Here is a 16,617-nt window from a genome sequence, read left to right as displayed (position 1 = left end):
GGAGGTGGGACGACGAAATCGAATTCTAACGAATTACCGATTTCTGTCCCACTCTCTTTTTTTTATTTTTTCCTCAAATAGCTAGAAAACTACGAATTATATAAGTAGGAGGAAGAAATATGTACAATAAAGTAATTTTAATCGGGCGCCTTGTGGCTGACCCGGAGCTTCATAAGACCAGTACGGACAAGTCCGTTGCGCGTGCGACCCTGGCTGTCAATCGTCGTTATAAGGATCAAAATGGCGAGCGGGAGGCGGACTTTATCACCCTAGTGGTCTGGGGGAAATTAGCAGAGACCCTTGTCTCCTATGCCAATAAAGGGAGCTTGATCTCTGTGGACGGTGAGCTTCGAACCAGACGCTATGAGAAGAATGGAACGACCCAATATGTGACAGAAGTACTCTGTCAAGGCTTTCAGCTCTTAGAAAGTCGTGCTCAACGAGCGATGCGGGCTAATGGAGCAGGAGGAGATTTAGCGGATCTGATCCTCGAGGAGGAAGAGCTTCCCTTTTAACTGAAGAGAACGGTGCAGCTGGTCAGCTGTGTCGTTTTTTCTTTTTCGAAACTTCTCACGGAAGTTGCAGGGGTAAGTCATCATATGGATTTATGAGTAAAACGCATTCATTTCCTAAAGACCTTCAAGCTCTTGATAAAAAATGCTATAATACAAGGTATTAAATACGAACAAAAAATCTTTATATAGTAAAATAGTTCGTTCTTTTAAGAGGAGAAGAGATGGGGTTAGAAGAGGAAGCTGTTCAAAAGAAACACAATCGAGTGATGATTTATGCGATATTTTGGAGCCTGATTTTTGTGGTAGTGGTCATCTACTTGAATGCTAGTCAACTAAAGCCTGTTCCTGGTCAAATGCGGATTGGTGTGACCTACATGACCATGAACAATGAATTCTACCAAACACTGAATGCAGAGATTGAACGAGTGGCTGACGAAAAAGGGGATTTGCTTCTAGTTCGTAATCCAGAATTGGACGAGGAAAAACAAAGTCAGCAAATAGATTATTTTCGTCAACAAAAGGTCAATGTGATTGTGATTAATCCTGTAAAAGGAGATAGCCCTAAAATCATTGCTTCCTTAAAGAGAGCCCAACAGGCAGGGATTAAAATCATTGCAGTGGACAGTCAGCTCAGCCATTTCACGGTGGATGCCAGTGTGGTGTCGGATAATTACCAAGCAGGGGTCTTGGTAGCACAGCGCTTGATGAAGCAGAAAAAAGAGGCGAAAATCCTCCTCTTAGAGCATAAGGGGACGATATCGGCAGAGCAACGGATTCAAGGGTTCTTAGATACGATTCAGTCGGAACCTGCCTATCAGATTGTTGGGAGAGAAGAGACTCGTGGGCAAACGGAATTGGCCCTGCCAGCTGTTTCCCAGGTCATTCAGGACGGTCTTGCATTTGATGCTGTCGTGGCCTTAAATGATCGGGCAGCCATCGGAGCTTTAGCAGCGATTAAGGAAAATCAATTAGCTATGCCGATTTCTATTTATGGAATCGATGGCTCTCCGGATATGAAGGTTTTGCTTTCGACGACGGATGATATTGAAGGGACAGTTGCTCAATCTCCTCTTAAAATGGGAAGACAGGTGATGCAAGTGATTGAGTGCATGAGGACAGGTAAATCCTACAAGGAGCAATATAAGATCCCAGTAGAGATGATTGATAAGGATAATGTTGACCGATACGATGTCAACGGGTGGCAGTAATGACCAAGCTCCGTGGTATTCGTTATAGTTTGATTTTATTAAAAATCATTAATTTCATCGCCATTTTATTTAGCAGTTCGCTCTACCTACATGCGACCAATTACATCATTGCCAAGGGGCAAGGGTATCAATTATTGGAGCAATTAAGAGCAATACCGAGTTCACCAGCTCAAAATTTTTGGATCTCCATTCTTCTCTTTGGAGGGATTCTTCTCATTACCTTTTATCGGATGCGTCAAGGGACACAGGAGTGGTCAGTTTTTGACAAATGGAATATTCTAGAAATACTGCTGATGCTAGGTGTCATGATGGCCCTCAGCTTCTCCTACAATGGGATCATCCTCTTGGTATTTGCTGATATCTTTTACGGTTCCAAAGAGTTTAGTAGTTCCAAAGATAGGCGCTACTGGTTTGCCTTTATCCTTCTGAGTTTTATAGTCCTCCTTGTGACCAATTATGACATTCTTTCTCTAGTTGTGCAATTGCCTTCGCTAGATGCCTATATTGCCTTCTATCCTTCATCGATTCGGATGCTCATCCTATTCGCTAAAAATGCGCTAGCTTCTTTAAATATGGTTGTCTTTATTATTTCTCTTCTCTTTTACATTTTATCGGTAGTGGCAGAGCACCATCGGATTGAAAAAGAGTTAGAAATGGTTTCGCAGGTTAATACGGAATTAAATAGCTACATGGCCCTTTCGGAAAAGATTGCGGAGGATCGGGAGCGCAAGCGAATAGCACGGGAAATTCATGATACTCTGGGCCATGCCTTGACGGGTATTTCTGCAGGGATTGATGCAGTTGGGGTTCTGATTGATATTGACCCTGGTCGTGCCAAGACCCAGCTGCAATCGGTCTCTACGGTGGTACGAGATGGAATCAAGGACGTCCGGGGCTCTTTGAACAAGCTTCGGCCAGGTGCCTTGGAGGACCATACCTTGAGGGATGCGGTTTTGAAATTGGTTCACGAATACCAAGCTATTTCCAACTTACAAGTCGAGCTAACCTATGACTGGGATGATGTAGATCTGGATGTCATGGTGGAGGACACCGTCTTTCGAGTGATTCAGGAGTCCATGACCAATTCTGTCCGCCACGGTCATGCGACCTACATGCAGATTTCATTTTTGGTGGAAGATGCCTATGTCATGATTCTCCAAGATAATGGGGTCGGCTTTGACCAACTACAGGTCGGCTATGGCTTGAAACAAATGCGAGAGCGGGTCTCTATCTTGGGAGGAAGGATAGAATTTGCCAATCGAAATGGATTTTATACACGAATTGAATTGCCTAAAGAAAAAGGAGGAAAGATCTTATGATCAAAGTAATGATTGCGGATGACCAAGCACTGATTCGCGAGTCGCTCCAAATTATTTTGTCTGCCCATCAAGATATTCAGGTGACTTCTGCAGTGGCGGACGGTCACGAGGTGCTAGAACGAATCCCTAAAGATCGACCAGATGTCGTATTGATGGATATTCGTATGCCCAAGATGGATGGCGTGATGGCGACAAAAGAAGTCAAGGAATGCTTCCCTGAGGTTAAAATCATCATTCTGACCACCTTTGACGATGATGATTTCATCTTTCGTGCTTTGAAATATGGAGCTTCAGGGTATTTGCTTAAAGGGGCTTCAACAGAGGAGCTCTACCAAGCCATTCAAATTGTTTATCATGGGGGAGCCATGATAAACCCTAATATTGCTAGTAAGGTTTTTCAGATTTTTTCTCAGATGGCTCAGAGCAATTACACAATCTCCGTTTCTGAAGAATATGTGAGCGACTTATCCCTGACTGAATGGCGGATCATCCAGCAGGTTGGTTTTGGGGAGTCTAATAAGGAAATCGCAGCCAAACTTTTCCTGTCTGAGGGAACGATTCGGAATTACCTGTCAACCATTTTGTCTAAGTTGAACCTGCGAGATCGGACCCAGCTAGCTATTTGGTCTGTTCAAAAAGGTGTGACCACTAAGGATTTTGGAACAGAAAGTGATGGCCGATGAAGAAAAAACGTAAGATACGAGGTACCAGATTTTTTCTAGGGATCTTCTTGCTTCTTCTGCTTGCTGGAGGGATTTGGTGGCGGCGTCAGCCAAGGATTGTCCGTTTGGGGGTCTACGCAGGATCTAGCTGGGATGTACCCACCCAAACAGAAGAAAAAGTCTTGGACCAAGCGATTGCTCGTTTTGAAAAAACGCATCCAGGGGTAAAGATTGTCTATGAAAGCGGGATTCCGAAGAATAAGTATGCGAACTGGTTAGCCAATCAGATCCTCCATGGACAGGAGCCAGATCTCTATATGGTATCCAGTACAGAGTTGCCAGTGTTAGCGGCGCGTGGGGCGGTGGAAGATTTGACCCCCTTGATGGAAAAACAGGTCGATCCTTCTCATTTTTATCCAGTTGCTCTAGAAGCCGGCAAGTACAAGAATCGTCAATATGCCCTCCCATTTGAGAGCAATCCTGTTTTGATGTGTGTCAATAAGGATTTATTGGAAAAGGAAGGGATTGCTATTCCGAAAGAGGGGTGGACCTTGGAGGAATTTTATGCTATTTGTCAAAAAGTGACGAAGGATACGGATGGAGATGGGGAGCTAGATCAGTTTGGAAGTACAGATTATACTTGGCGAGAGGCCTTGGCAGCCTACGGGGGACAGCTGTTCCGCCAGGATAACATTAGTCTGACGAGTAAAGAAATGAAGCGCTCGCTCTATTTTGTCGAAAAACTTGAAGCTCTTCATGGGAACTTCAATGTCACTTCCAAGGATTTTGATGAAGGAAAGGTCGCTTTTTATCCGATGACCTTGGCCCAGTACAGAACTTATAAACCATATCCCTATCATGTTGCCAAGTATTCGAATTTCACTTGGACCTGTATCCCTATGCCCGGGGCTTCTGGCTCTACTCCATCAACCTTAGTGGAGACGTCCTTATTTGCTCTGTCTTCTCGGGCCAGTGCTAGCAAGGAGGCCAAGGAATTCATGGAATTTTTGACCCAGGACCAGCAGGTCCAGCAGGAGCTCTTTCGGCAGTCGCAGGGGACCTCTGTCCTCCCTTCGGTGGTCAATAGTTCGGAAAGTCGGGACCTCCTTAAAGCGGATGACTTTGGGTCCGACTCCCTGACGAATCGGACCCTGGACCGAATTATGAAAAAAGCTGTCCTAAGCACTCCTGGGAACCTGCCAACTGATATCTGGGATCGATTGGACTATCTCATTCATAATGCCCTTAAAGCAAAAGATATTGATAATCAATTGCCTCAAATTCAAAAGATTATTGAGGAAATGCTTCGGGAAAAGTTTCGTTAAGAAGAACTAGGCATCTGTCAAGTGACAGATGTCATTTTTTTATTGACAGATGTCAACTTTTCTTTGTGACAAATGACAATAGTAAAACGCTTTCAAAAGCAATACAATAAGGTCATCATAAAGGAGGCGAAAGGATGAAGTATCTGGTATTAGTCAGTCATGGTGGACTGGCAGAAGGTCTGAAAAGTTCACTGGCAATGTTTGCTGGGGATAAGATAGATCAGGTGATTGCGGTCGGACTGAAAGAAGGCAAATCGGTAGATGATTTTGCTCATGATTTTCGTCAGGCGATTTCCCATTTAACAGATGAGGACTCTGTCTTAGTTCTAGCAGACATTGTAGGTGGCAGTCCTTTGACAACGGCAGCGACAGTGCTAGAGGAGCAAGGAAAGCTGAGTACAGCCTTGATCTTAGGTGGAATGAACTTGACCATGGCGTTGACAGCAGTTGTGATGAAGGACATGATGGAGGGGGCTGATTTAGCCCAGGTGATTTTATCCGAAGCTTCCACTGCCTTGCAAGAATTTGCCCTTGCCCCGGTAGAGGGTGACGATGAAGAAGATGATGATATTTAACTAAGGGAGGTTAGAAAATGGTAGTATCATTTGTACGGATTGACGACCGTATGATCCACGGTCAAACAGTAACTCGATGGGCTAAAGAAAAGCCTTGTGATGGCTTGATCGCTGTCAACGACGCAGCAGCTTCTAATAAGGTCTTGATCCAAGCCTATAAAGGGGCTTCAGATAAAAAAACCTTTGTCTGGACCAAGGAAGCTTTCAAAGAAAAATCTGCAAAAGTAACGGAATCAGAAACTCGCTATTTCTTGATTACTAAGAACCCCATCGATATGAAAGAAATTTTGGTAGACCAAGGGTTTGTCCCAGGCGATGTCAAAGAAATCATTGTCGGTCCTGCAAATGACCGTCCGGGTGCTGTGAAATTGGGAAATAACCAATCCATCACCCAGGAAGAAGCAGAAGCCATCGAAGCCATTCAGGCTGCAGGCTACAAGGTGAAATTCCAGTTGCTTCCAGATGTATCCATCGGTTACTGGGATGATTTTAAATCAAAATTCGGATTCTAGAGAGGGGAGTATCCTAGCTCTTCGTCACTAAACTATACTTACAAACAAAAGGAGCGTTTGTTATGACAATTTCATGGATTCAAGCAATCTTGCTTGGTATTTTCGCCAGCTTGTCTTCAATGCCTGGTATGGGTGGTTCCAGTATCGGGAACTATACACTTGGTCGTCCCCTAGTTGGTGGGTTGATCTCAGGGTTAATCCTTGGAGATGTGACAACCGGTATCATGGTCGGGGTTGCCCTTCAGGTCGTTTATATCGCTTTGGTAACACCTGGTGGAACTGTATCTGCCGATGTACGGGCTATTTCTTATATCGGAATTCCTCTTTCCATCTTATTTGTTCATGCCAACAATATTACTGGTGAGGCAGCAATTGCAGCGGCAGCAGCCCCAATCGGTGCAGCCGTTGGGACTATCGGTACCGTTCTTTTCTACGGTACTGCAACCATGAACTTGCTTTGGCAACATATCGGTTGGAAAGCCGTTGAAGAAGGAAACTTCAAAAAACTCTACGCAGTTGACTGGGTTTACCCATGGATTTCTCACTTCCTCTTCTCCTTCCTTCCAACGATGATTATCACCAAATACGGTGAAAACATGGTGGATTTGATGAAACAATACCTTCCAATGGATGGTTACTGGATGAAAGCCCTCTTTACAGTCGGTGCCCTTCTTCCATGTGTCGGTATTGCCATCCTCTTGAAGCAAATCGTTACAGAAGTAAGAGACTTCATTCCATTCTTTGTTGGATTTACCTTGGCAAAATCTCTTGGCTTGAACTTGGTAGCGAGTGCGGTAGTTTCATTGATTTTTGCAGTGATCTACTATGAACTTGAAGTGATTAAAACAATGAAAGTCGTCCCTGCTGGAGCAAATGACTTTGACGATGATGAGGAGGATATCTAAGATGGCTGATAAAAAGAAAATTTCAAAGAAAACGCTAACCAAAGCATTCCATCATTGGTATTATGGTCACTTGACCTGTTTCTCTCAAGAACACATGCAAACCTTTGGGTATTTGACTTCGATGCTTCCAATCGTGGAAGAAATGTATGATTCCAAAGAAGAACAAAAAGAAGCCATGCAAACCTATACAGCCTTCTTCAACACTGAGCCCCAACTAGGATCTCTTGTTGTAGGGATTACAGCTGGTTTGGAAGAAGCGCGTGCCAATGGAGAAGCAGTAGATGGCGAAACCATCAACGGGATGCGTGCTGGTTTGATGGGTCCAATCGCTGGGATTGGGGACTCCTTGGTTGTTGGGACCTTAATCCCTGTACTTCTCGGGATTGCCCTTGGTCTTTCTAAAGGCGGAAACATTGCAGGGGCTCTCTTCTATATCGTCGTTTGGAACCTCTTGGTCTACTTAGGCATGCGTTTCGCCTTCTTCAAAGGGTATCACTTAGGGGACAAGGCTGTTGAATTCCTTGTAGGACCAAAAGGACAAGCCCTTCGTAAAGCGATTAGTGTGGTCGGTGGTATGGTCATCGGTGCCGTAGCAGCGACTTGGGTCTCTGTTACAACAGCCCTCGAATTCAAAAATGCTGACGGAGAAGCCTTCCTTAAAATCCAAGAAAAGATTGATGGCGTCTATCCAGGTCTCTTGACTGCTGCCTTTATCACGCTTTGCTGGTGGCTCATGGCGAAGAAGAAAGTCTCACCAAACAAGGTCATGCTTCTCTTAGTCATCATCGCCTTAGCTGGGGTAGCTCTTGGAATCTTTGATCCAGGTCTCAAATACTAAGAGAAAACTGGAAACAGTTTATTGCAACCGGAGCATTGAGAATGAAGTACGTGACCTCCTTTACGAATACTTCATTCTCAATTTTTATTGAAGGAGGCATCTATGCACACCAGACAAGAATTAATAAAAGGGTATGAGACGGAAATTCGCTACCAACGCCATATGTTGGAAAACTTGGGTCGCTGGTTTAGTGTGCTCTTTCTCATGGCCAGTATTGGTGGACTGCTGATTTATTTCTTTCACAAGACTTCCCTCCTATTTTTGATCTTAGGTAGCTTGGTCGCCCTGATTGGAATAGCAGGGATGTTGCTAGTGGGGTATGGGATGTATCGTGGTCGAGCCAACTTACAAAAAGTCATCCAAGCTTACCAACAAAAACTAAATTTGGTTGGCTAGAAATCGAAAACACTTCGAAGAGATTGAGGTGTTTTTTTCTTGACTATTTTTGACCAAGTGATACAATAGAAACATGAGTTAGCACTCGATGTTGAAGAGTGCTAAAATACAAGAACGGAGGAATGACATGTTAAAACCATTAGGAGACCGCGTGGTCTTGAAAGTAGAAGAAAAAGAGCAAACAGTCGGTGGCTTTGTCATCGCAGGAGCAAGTCAAGCTGAAACCAAAACAGCAGAAGTCATCGCTGTAGGTGAGGGAGTTCGGACCCTCAGTGGCGAGTTGGTAGCACCAAGTGTCAAAGTCGGTGATACGGTCTTGGTGGAAAATCATGCAGGCGTTGATGTGAAAGACGGCGATGAGAAGTACACGATTGTTGGGACTGCAAGTATTCTTGCCATTGTTGAAGCCTAAAGAATCAGAAAGGAGAAAGATGTATGTCAAAAGAAATTAAATTTTCATCAGATGCTCGTGCAGCCATGGTCCGTGGGGTGGATATCCTAGCAGATACTGTGAAAGTGACCTTGGGACCAAAAGGTCGCAATGTGGTCCTTGAAAAATCATTTGGGTCACCATTGATCACCAATGATGGGGTGACCATCGCCAAAGAAATCGAATTGGAAGACCACTTCGAAAATATGGGTGCCAAATTGGTATCAGAAGTTGCTTCGAAGACCAATGATATCGCTGGAGACGGAACAACCACTGCGACTGTCTTGACCCAAGCCATCGTCCGTGAAGGGATCAAGAACGTTACAGCAGGTGCGAATCCAATCGGTATCCGTCGTGGGATTGAAGCAGCGGTTGCAACAGCTGTTGAAGCCTTGAAAAACAATGCCATTCCAGTTGCTAATAAAGAAGCTATCGCCCAGGTTGCGGCTGTCTCTTCTCGCTCTGAAAAAGTCGGTGAATACATCTCAGAAGCCATGGAAAAAGTGGGCAACGACGGAGTGATCACGATTGAAGAATCTCGTGGAATGGAAACAGAGTTGGAAGTCGTTGAAGGAATGCAGTTTGACCGTGGTTACCTCTCTCAATACATGGTCACTGATAATGAAAAAATGGTGGCAGACCTTGAAAATCCTTATATCTTGATCACCGACAAGAAGGTGTCAAACATCCAGGAAATCCTTCCATTGCTTGAAAATATCCTGCAAAGCAACCGTCCGCTCTTGATTATTGCGGATGATGTGGATGGAGAAGCTCTCCCAACGCTTGTCTTGAACAAGATTCGTGGAACCTTCAATGTCGTAGCTGTTAAGGCTCCTGGATTTGGAGACCGTCGCAAAGCTATGCTAGAAGACATCGCGATCTTGACAGGTGGTACTGTTATCACAGAAGATCTCGGTCTTGAGTTGAAAGATGCGACCATCGAGGCGCTCGGTCAAGCAAGTAAAGTGACAGTGGACAAAGATAGCACAGTCATTGTAGAAGGTGCAGGAAATCCTGAAGCTATCGCTAACCGTGTGGCCGTGATCAAATCACAAATTGAAACCACAACGTCAGAATTTGACCGTGAAAAACTCCAAGAACGCTTGGCCAAATTGTCTGGTGGCGTTGCAGTCATCAAGGTCGGAGCTGCAACTGAAACGGAGTTGAAAGAAATGAAACTCCGCATCGAAGACGCCCTCAATGCGACACGCGCAGCGGTTGAAGAAGGAATTGTTGCCGGTGGTGGTACGGCCCTTGCCAATGTTATTTCTGCAGTTGAAACCCTTGAATTGGAAGGGGACGAAGCGACAGGACGCAACATCGTGCTTCGCGCCTTGGAAGAGCCTGTACGCCAAATCGCCCACAATGCAGGATATGAAGGGTCAATCGTCATCGATCGCTTGAAACATGCAGAAGTCGGAACAGGCTTCAATGCTGCAACAGGTGAATGGGTCAACATGATTGAAGCAGGAATTATCGACCCAGTGAAGGTGAGCCGTTCAGCCCTTCAAAATGCGGCTTCCGTAGCGAGCCTTATCTTGACGACCGAAGCAGTGGTAGCCAACAAACCAGAACCAGCTCCAGCAGCACCGGCTATGGATCCAAGCATGATGGGTGGGATGATGTAATCTGATACCAATGATTGGTGCTAAAGCACCGAATCATTGGACGGTAGCCGCTTTGTTGCGGCCTACCTAATCATCTTACTAAGAAAACAAAGAAGGCATTATCGGCCTTCTTTATTTTCTGTCGTAATCTGTGTGCTTGATTGAGGCTATGCTTCTAATCATTTGACGCCAACCGCTATCAGGCGGTTTGGCTAAACGTCTTACTAGCTCAAAGAGGTTGGCAAGTCTCCAATCCTCAATCGATCATTGGATGAACTGATTATTCTAATCTTTTCTTTGTGGCAGAAGGATGCATATTTATATATATTACGAAAGTTTGTGAAATAAATTTGGCTGAAGCCGGTCTTTTCTACAGGTCGGTTTCCTTTATTGAAGAAACTAAGATCAATCCGATGGGGATTATAGCAGTTATTTGAGGTGCGGGTTTTTGTCTACATATAGTGAAATCACGGGAAGAATAACCTTTGAAGTAGGTGGATAGATAGTTGGTATTTTGAAGTAACCTGCCTGTTCGATATTTGGAACAAAAATGCAATACAAATTCCTTTATTTTGTAACAAAGATGCGTTAAAATATAAGAAGTAGATAAATGTTCTACACTAGAGCAAGGGGGGAATACTTCCCACATACATGTCTAAAGACAAAAACTTGATCGAATAAATTAAAACTTTTTGATTCTTAATTTTTATCGACCTTTTTCATATTAAACTTTTTCATCCACCCCTTGCTAAGGCTCTTCCAGATTTTTCTGGGGGAGTTTTTTTCTATTTCATAAACATTTCACATTTCTTTTCTATAATAACTATAACAAATGATGAAAGCGCCCATTTTGCATTGCTGTGGGCTTTGAAATGGAGGGTGAGTTCATGCTCTTACAACAGGCAATTGCCTATATTACTCGAAAAAGAACGAGGAATCTGGTTCTCTTTCTGATTCTCCTCTTGATCCTCTCTTGCTTATATTTCTGTTTTTCACTGATGCAAGTAGGAGGAAGGCTGGAGGACCATATCAAACAGTCGGCTGGGACCAGCTTTGCCCTGACCAGTAAACAGGGGAATACTCCCTTTGCGCTGAAGGAGGCTGAAAAGGTGCAGCGACTAGCTGGGGTGGGAGCCATGGTTCCCCAATATGAAAGCCCCGTTCGCATTCTTGGTAAAGAAGCGGTGACGGGACAGCAGTCGGTAGAGCGGGATGATTTGGGTCAGGAAGCCAAGCAAGCGCTAGGCGCTGTTTTCACCCAGAAGACAGACCAGCACCTGGATTTTCGCAGTGGCAGTTTCCAACTGGTGCAAGGCAAGCACTTATCCGACAAGCCTCGCGGCCAGATCTTGATCCACCAAGAGTTGGCTAAGAAGAACAAGCTAAAGGTCGGAGATTCCTTGACCTTATCTAGTTTTCAGATGGGAGAGACCCCTGCCAAAGAGCAAACCTTTGAAATCGTTGGGATCTTTTCAGGTAAGAAACAGGAAAAATTCACAGGAATGACCTCTGATTTGAGTGAAAACCAAGTCTACCTCCCTTATGAGGATGCGACTAAGCTTCTTGGTCTCAGTCAGCAAGAAGTGACCCAGGTCACCTTTGGGGTCAAAGATCCTGAGAAAATCGATGCCCTCTTGAAGCAAGTCAAAAGCTTGGATCTGGATTGGCAGTCTCTGCGCGTGGTCGAAGATCGCAAGGCCTTTGACCAGATGAAGGAATCCTCTCAGACCCTAGAAGGCCTGGTACGGATCATGATGATCGTCCTCCTGGTGACGGGAGCCGGTGCCCTATCGCTCTTACTCAGTCTCTGGACACGGGAGCGGATCCACGAAATCGGGGTGCTCTTATCCATTGGGAAGAGCAAGGGCCGGATCTTTAGACAGTTCCTCTTGGAAGTGGTGCTGGTATCCTTATTAGCAGTGATCCCAGCCTTTCTCATCGGGCGGATGGTCAGCCATCGTTTCTTAGAGCAGTTTGTCGGACAGACGGGTCAACAGCAGACCCTAGACTTGCTCAACCAAGTCCCTCAAGGCCTTTCTTTAGGAATCGCCTATGCTAGCCTCTTGTGCTTGATCCTTCTGTCGCTCGGTGTAACGACCAGCATGATCTGGCGCAAGACCCCAAAAGAAATATTAACAAAAATGAGTTAAGGAGAAATGACACATATGTTAGAACTCAAGAATGTAGCCTATAGTTACCAAAGTTATAGTGAAGATATCCTCTCAAATGTGAACTATCAGTTCGAAAATGGGACATTTTACAGTATTATTGGTCAGTCAGGAACTGGGAAATCAACCCTCCTCTCCCTCTTGGCTGGTCTGGACAATCCCAAGAAGGGTCAGGTTCTCTTTGATGGGGAGGACATCCAGACCAAAGGGTCTAGCTACCACCGCAAGCACCATGTCTCCCTGGTCTTCCAGAATTACAATCTAATCGATTATTTGACGCCACTGGAAAATGTCCGTCTGGTTAACAAGCAGGCTGGGAAAGAGATTCTCTTGGAATTGGGATTGGACGAAACGCAAATCAAACGCAATGTCCTGCAATTATCTGGAGGGCAACAACAGCGGGTGGCCATTGCGCGTGCGCTCGTTTCAGAAGCACCTGTCATCTTGGCAGATGAGCCGACAGGAAACTTAGATGAACAGACAGCAGGTGACATTATTGCTATTTTGAAGAAGTTGGCCAAGGAACGCCAAAAATGTGTCATTGTCGTCACCCACAGTAAGGAAGTGGCAGAGGCCTCCGATGTGGTCTTGGAATTGAGTCGCCGTAGCCTCGTTGAGAAGAGCAAGTAAGGAGGGAATGCTATGTTGCGAAATGCTTTTGCTTATATCACACGTAAATGGCCCAAGTCTCTCTTGCTCTTTGCCATCATTCTCCTCATGGGGACCTTGAGCTTGATCGGACTCTCTATGAAAGGAGCGACCCAACAAGCTTCATCGGAAAGCCTGGGATCCATCACCAATAGCTTCTCCATGCAGATCAACCGCAGGACCAATCCAGGAACCCCTCGGGGAGCTGGGAATATCAGAGGAGAAGATATCGAAAAAATCAGCCAGGTAGAGGGGATCACCTCCTCCATCAAGCGGATCAATGCCATCGCAGATATCCTAGACCACGAGATTATTGAGACTGAAGAAACCCTGCAAAATCAATCTCCAGAGCGGGCCAAGCACTTTAAGAATACCTTGATGGTGACAGGGGTCAATGACTCTTCTAAAGAAGATAAGTTTGTCTCTGGAGCCTACAAGCTGGTCCAAGGAGAGCACCTGACAGACAAGGACAAAAACCAAATCCTCATGCACGAAGATTTGGCGAAAAAGAATGGTCTCAAGGTGGGCGATAAGGTGCGCCTCAAGTCCAATCTCTATGATGCTGACAATGAAAAAGGGGCTAATGAAACTGTCGAAGTAACCATTAAAGGTCTGTTCTCAGGGAAGAACCAAGCTCCTCTAACTTACGCCCAAGAATTGTATGAAGATACCCTCATTTCTGACCTAGATACAGCTGCCAAGCTCTATGGCAATACTGTTCAAACAGCTACTTATGAGGATGCGACCTTCTTTGCCAAAGGGGATCAAGACCTCGATAAATTAATCGAAAAAATCAAAGCCTTGGATATCCCATGGAATTACTATGACCTAGTCAAGAGCTCTTCTAACTACCCAGCCTTGCAAAAATCGATCAGCAGTATGTTCCAAGTGGCGAACTACTTGTTTATCGGTAGCCTCATCTTTGCTAGCTTGCTTCTCACCCTTCTCCTCGTCTTGTGGCTCAATGCCCGTCGCAGAGAAGTTGGTATCTTGCTGGCTCTAGGACTCTCCAAGGTGCAGATTGCGGGGCAATTCGTGGCAGAATTAATCATGATTTCCATCCCAGCCTTCCTCCTCTCCTATGGAGTCGCAGGTCTTCTTGCCAAAGGAGTCGGAGATACGGTGCTTAAGAACGTAACCAGTGGCATTGCTAAACAAATGGCTCAAGAATCCTCTGCAGCCAACCTTGGTGGAGGAGCTGAGGCAGAAAGCTTCAGTAAGACCCTGACTGATATCCATATGGATATCCAACCGAGCCAATTGTTGGTGATTGTCTTGGTCGGTGGGTTGCTCTTGATCCTGGTATCCATCCTTTCTTCACAATGGCTCTTGCATAAGAAACCAAAGGAACTCTTGGTGGATGTCGAATAAGAGATTGTTTCCTAAAATAGAAATAGGGTATAATAGGAGGTAGAAGAAGTTCTTAGATAAAGGAAAGTGTATGAAGATACTAATCGTAGAAGATGAAGTCCTGATTCGCGAAGGGATGAGCGACTATCTCATGGAATGTGGCTATGAGGTCTTTGAAGCAGGCGATGGGCAGGAGGCCCTGGACCTCTTTCACAGAGAAGCGCCAGATCTGGTCTTGCTGGATATCCAGCTCCCTATCCTCAATGGCTTGGAAGTGCTCAAGACCATCCGGAAGACCAGCTCAGTCCCTGTCCTCATGCTGACGGCCTTCCATGACGAGGACTATAAGTTGACGGCTTTTGGAGAGTTGGCGGATGGCTATCTGGAAAAACCCTTCTCCTTGTCCCTCTTGAAGGTCCGCATCGAAGCTATTTTTAAAAAGCTCCAGCCTTCCCGGGTCTTCACCTATGGAGAGGCACGGGTGGATTTTGAGAGCTATACAGCCAGCCTAGCTGGGCAAGCCATCTCCATGAATGCCAAGGAGTTGGAAATCTTGGAATACTTGCTCCAGCATGAAGGCAAGGCCCGGACCCGCTCTCAGATCCTCGATGCCGTCTGGAAGGAGACGGAGGAGATTCCTTTTGACCGGGTGATTGATGTCTATATCAAGGAACTACGAAAAAAACTAGAGCTGGACTGTATCGTTACGGTGCGCAATGTCGGCTATAAATTGGAGAGACCATGACCAAACGGAGTATCTTTGCAAAGATTTTTCTGATCACCTTTGCCCTTTTTAGTGGCTTAGTCATCCTTCTACACGCTTCGGTTTACTTTATTTTCCCGTCGACCTATATCGAGTCCCAGCGCCAGACGATTTTGAAGAAATCACAGGCCCTGTCCAAGAGTTTCCAAGGTCAAGAAGAAGGAACCATTGAGTCGGTCATCGACCTATATTCCAAGACCAATGATATCAAGGTCTCGATCAAGGACAAGGAAAAACAAAATGCCCTAGAGGTCAAGGATGACTTGCTCGTGAACCCTGACAGCCAGAATAATTCCCTAGTCATTGAAGAGCGAAAGATTCAGACGAAAGAGGGGAAGGACTTGACCTTGCAATTCTTAGCGACTATCGATTCGCAAAAGGAAGCGCGGGACATCAGTCTGGGCTTTCTTCCCTATAGTCTCCTTGCTTCCTTTGTTCTGTCGTTGATTGCCTCCTATCTCTATGCCCGCATGATTTCCGCTCCGATCCTTGAGATCAAGCAGATGACCAAGCGGATGAAGCGCTTGGATCGGACAGCTAGTCTTCCCATTCATTCGCAGGATGAGATTGGCGTTCTCAAGCAACAGATCAACGACCTCTATCACCATCTTTTAGAGGTGATCGACAATCTAGAGCAGCAGAAACAGGAAAATCTGAAGTTGGAGCAGATGAAGGTGGAATTCCTACGGGGAGCCTCGCATGAGCTCAAGACGCCTCTAGCCAGCTTGAAGATTATCCTAGAAAATATGCGGGATAAGATCGGCCGCTACAAGGATCGGGACCGCTACCTGTCGGTCTCCCTCGATATCGTCGATGAGATGAACCAGATCGTCCTAGAAATCCTGTCCCTGTCCTCTGTCCAAGAATTGGCTGGAGACAAGGAGTGGATCCAGCTGAATCAGGTCTTAGAGCAGATCCTCGACCAGTACAAGGTCTTGGCTCAATCTCGCGCGCTCACGATTGACAATCAAATCCCTGACAAAGGAGTTTATATGGACCCAGCCATTCTGAAATTGGTCCTCTCAAATGTCATTAGTAATGCCGTCAAGCATTCGGATGCCGGTGGAGAGATCCAGCTCCGCCTCGAAGAGGAAGGGACGCACTTGGCGGTTGAAAATACCAGCCAGGAAATGGTAGAGACCGCTGAAATGCCAATGACCGCTAGCCGTCAGAAGAAGGAAGGCGGCTTGGGACTCTTCGTGGTCCAACACTTGCTAGACCATGAAGAACTGGCCTACCAATTTGATAAAACGGCTATGGGCTTACGCTTCCGTATGGAACTGCCCAAAGATCCTCAAGAATAAAAAAATAGAGAGTGGGACAGAAATCGGTCATTCGTTAGAATTCGATTTCGTCGTCCCACCTCCGCACAGTTGAGTAGGGCTGTAAAAGCTGA

The 16,617-nt window shown here is 45.5% G+C and carries 17 protein-coding genes; all 17 read left to right on the top strand.

The genetic code is table 11. The features are described 5' to 3' along the window. Positions 1-119: 119 nt before the first annotated feature. The 17 genes from ADH49_RS05465 (at position 120) to ADH49_RS05385 (ending at position 16,525) form a co-directional block, all read left to right on the top strand. The gene (locus ADH49_RS05465) at positions 120-515 is read left to right on the top strand and encodes a single-stranded DNA-binding protein (protein WP_023027578.1); all 396 of its coding nucleotides are present in this window, start codon (positions 120-122) and stop codon (positions 513-515) included. A 221-nt stretch (positions 516-736) separates the two neighbouring features. Then, positions 737-1,723 carry a substrate-binding domain-containing protein gene (locus ADH49_RS05460; protein WP_048690549.1) on the top strand — a complete coding sequence of 329 codons (987 nt, stop codon included), beginning with the start codon at positions 737-739 and terminating at the stop codon, positions 1,721-1,723. Continuing rightward, positions 1,723-3,042 (top strand): sensor histidine kinase, encoded by a 1,320-nt coding sequence (locus ADH49_RS05455; protein WP_023027580.1) that lies wholly within the window; start codon positions 1,723-1,725, stop codon positions 3,040-3,042. The genes ADH49_RS05460 and ADH49_RS05455 overlap by 1 nt, the downstream gene beginning before the upstream one ends. Then, positions 3,039-3,725 carry a response regulator transcription factor gene (locus ADH49_RS05450; protein WP_023027581.1) on the top strand — a complete coding sequence of 229 codons (687 nt, stop codon included), beginning with the start codon at positions 3,039-3,041 and terminating at the stop codon, positions 3,723-3,725. The genes ADH49_RS05455 and ADH49_RS05450 overlap by 4 nt, the downstream gene beginning before the upstream one ends. Beyond that, entirely contained in the window at positions 3,722-5,029 is a 1,308-nt protein-coding gene (locus ADH49_RS05445) for an ABC transporter substrate-binding protein (protein WP_023027582.1), read from the top strand. The genes ADH49_RS05450 and ADH49_RS05445 overlap by 4 nt, the downstream gene beginning before the upstream one ends. 134 nt (positions 5,030-5,163) lie before the next feature. Continuing rightward, positions 5,164-5,604 carry a PTS sugar transporter subunit IIA gene (locus ADH49_RS05440; RefSeq protein ID WP_006595113.1) on the top strand — a complete coding sequence of 147 codons (441 nt, stop codon included), beginning with the start codon at positions 5,164-5,166 and terminating at the stop codon, positions 5,602-5,604. Between the two features lie 17 nt (positions 5,605-5,621). After that, the gene (locus tag ADH49_RS05435) at positions 5,622-6,116 is read left to right on the top strand and encodes a PTS system mannose/fructose/N-acetylgalactosamine-transporter subunit IIB (protein WP_006595112.1); all 495 of its coding nucleotides are present in this window, start codon (positions 5,622-5,624) and stop codon (positions 6,114-6,116) included. A 62-nt stretch (positions 6,117-6,178) separates the two neighbouring features. Continuing rightward, on the top strand, positions 6,179-7,021 hold the full coding sequence (locus tag ADH49_RS05430) for a PTS mannose/fructose/sorbose/N-acetylgalactosamine transporter subunit IIC (RefSeq protein ID WP_048690546.1): 843 nt from the start codon (positions 6,179-6,181) through the stop codon (positions 7,019-7,021). Continuing rightward, a complete protein-coding gene (locus ADH49_RS05425; RefSeq protein ID WP_042361448.1) occupies positions 7,005-7,859 on the top strand; it encodes a PTS system mannose/fructose/sorbose family transporter subunit IID in 855 nt (284 codons plus the stop codon). Before ADH49_RS05430 ends, ADH49_RS05425 begins: the two co-directional genes overlap by 17 nt. A 102-nt stretch (positions 7,860-7,961) precedes the next feature. Continuing rightward, positions 7,962-8,255, top strand: a complete 294-nt coding sequence (locus tag ADH49_RS05420) for a hypothetical protein (RefSeq protein WP_048690545.1) — start codon at positions 7,962-7,964, stop codon at positions 8,253-8,255. 127 nt (positions 8,256-8,382) lie between these two features. Beyond that, on the top strand, positions 8,383-8,667 hold the full coding sequence (gene groES, locus ADH49_RS05415; protein ID WP_048690539.1) for a co-chaperone GroES: 285 nt from the start codon (positions 8,383-8,385) through the stop codon (positions 8,665-8,667). A 23-nt stretch (positions 8,668-8,690) separates the two neighbouring features. Beyond that, entirely contained in the window at positions 8,691-10,313 is a 1,623-nt protein-coding gene (gene groL, locus ADH49_RS05410) for a chaperonin GroEL (RefSeq protein ID WP_048690538.1), read from the top strand. 866 nt (positions 10,314-11,179) lie between these two features. After that, positions 11,180-12,442, top strand: coding sequence for an ABC transporter permease (locus tag ADH49_RS05405; protein ID WP_048690536.1), 1,263 nt, complete (start codon positions 11,180-11,182; stop codon positions 12,440-12,442). 15 nt (positions 12,443-12,457) lie between these two features. After that, positions 12,458-13,090, top strand: coding sequence for an ABC transporter ATP-binding protein (locus tag ADH49_RS05400; RefSeq protein WP_009731296.1), 633 nt, complete (start codon positions 12,458-12,460; stop codon positions 13,088-13,090). Positions 13,091-13,102: 12 nt separating this feature from the next. Beyond that, positions 13,103-14,479 (top strand): ABC transporter permease, encoded by a 1,377-nt coding sequence (locus tag ADH49_RS05395; protein WP_048690534.1) that lies wholly within the window; start codon positions 13,103-13,105, stop codon positions 14,477-14,479. Between the two features lie 70 nt (positions 14,480-14,549). After that, positions 14,550-15,203 (top strand): response regulator transcription factor, encoded by a 654-nt coding sequence (locus ADH49_RS05390; RefSeq protein WP_009731294.1) that lies wholly within the window; start codon positions 14,550-14,552, stop codon positions 15,201-15,203. Then, positions 15,200-16,525, top strand: coding sequence for a sensor histidine kinase (locus tag ADH49_RS05385; protein WP_048690531.1), 1,326 nt, complete (start codon positions 15,200-15,202; stop codon positions 16,523-16,525). Before ADH49_RS05390 ends, ADH49_RS05385 begins: the two co-directional genes overlap by 4 nt. Positions 16,526-16,617 lie beyond the last annotated feature (92 nt).

Origin of the sequence: Streptococcus sp. 400_SSPC (genome assembly GCF_001072745.1) — a bacterium.
Taxonomy (GTDB): domain Bacteria; phylum Bacillota; class Bacilli; order Lactobacillales; family Streptococcaceae; genus Streptococcus; species Streptococcus xiaochunlingii.
Note: the sequence above shows the minus strand (reverse complement) of the source record. Positions and strands in the feature narration are given on the sequence as shown.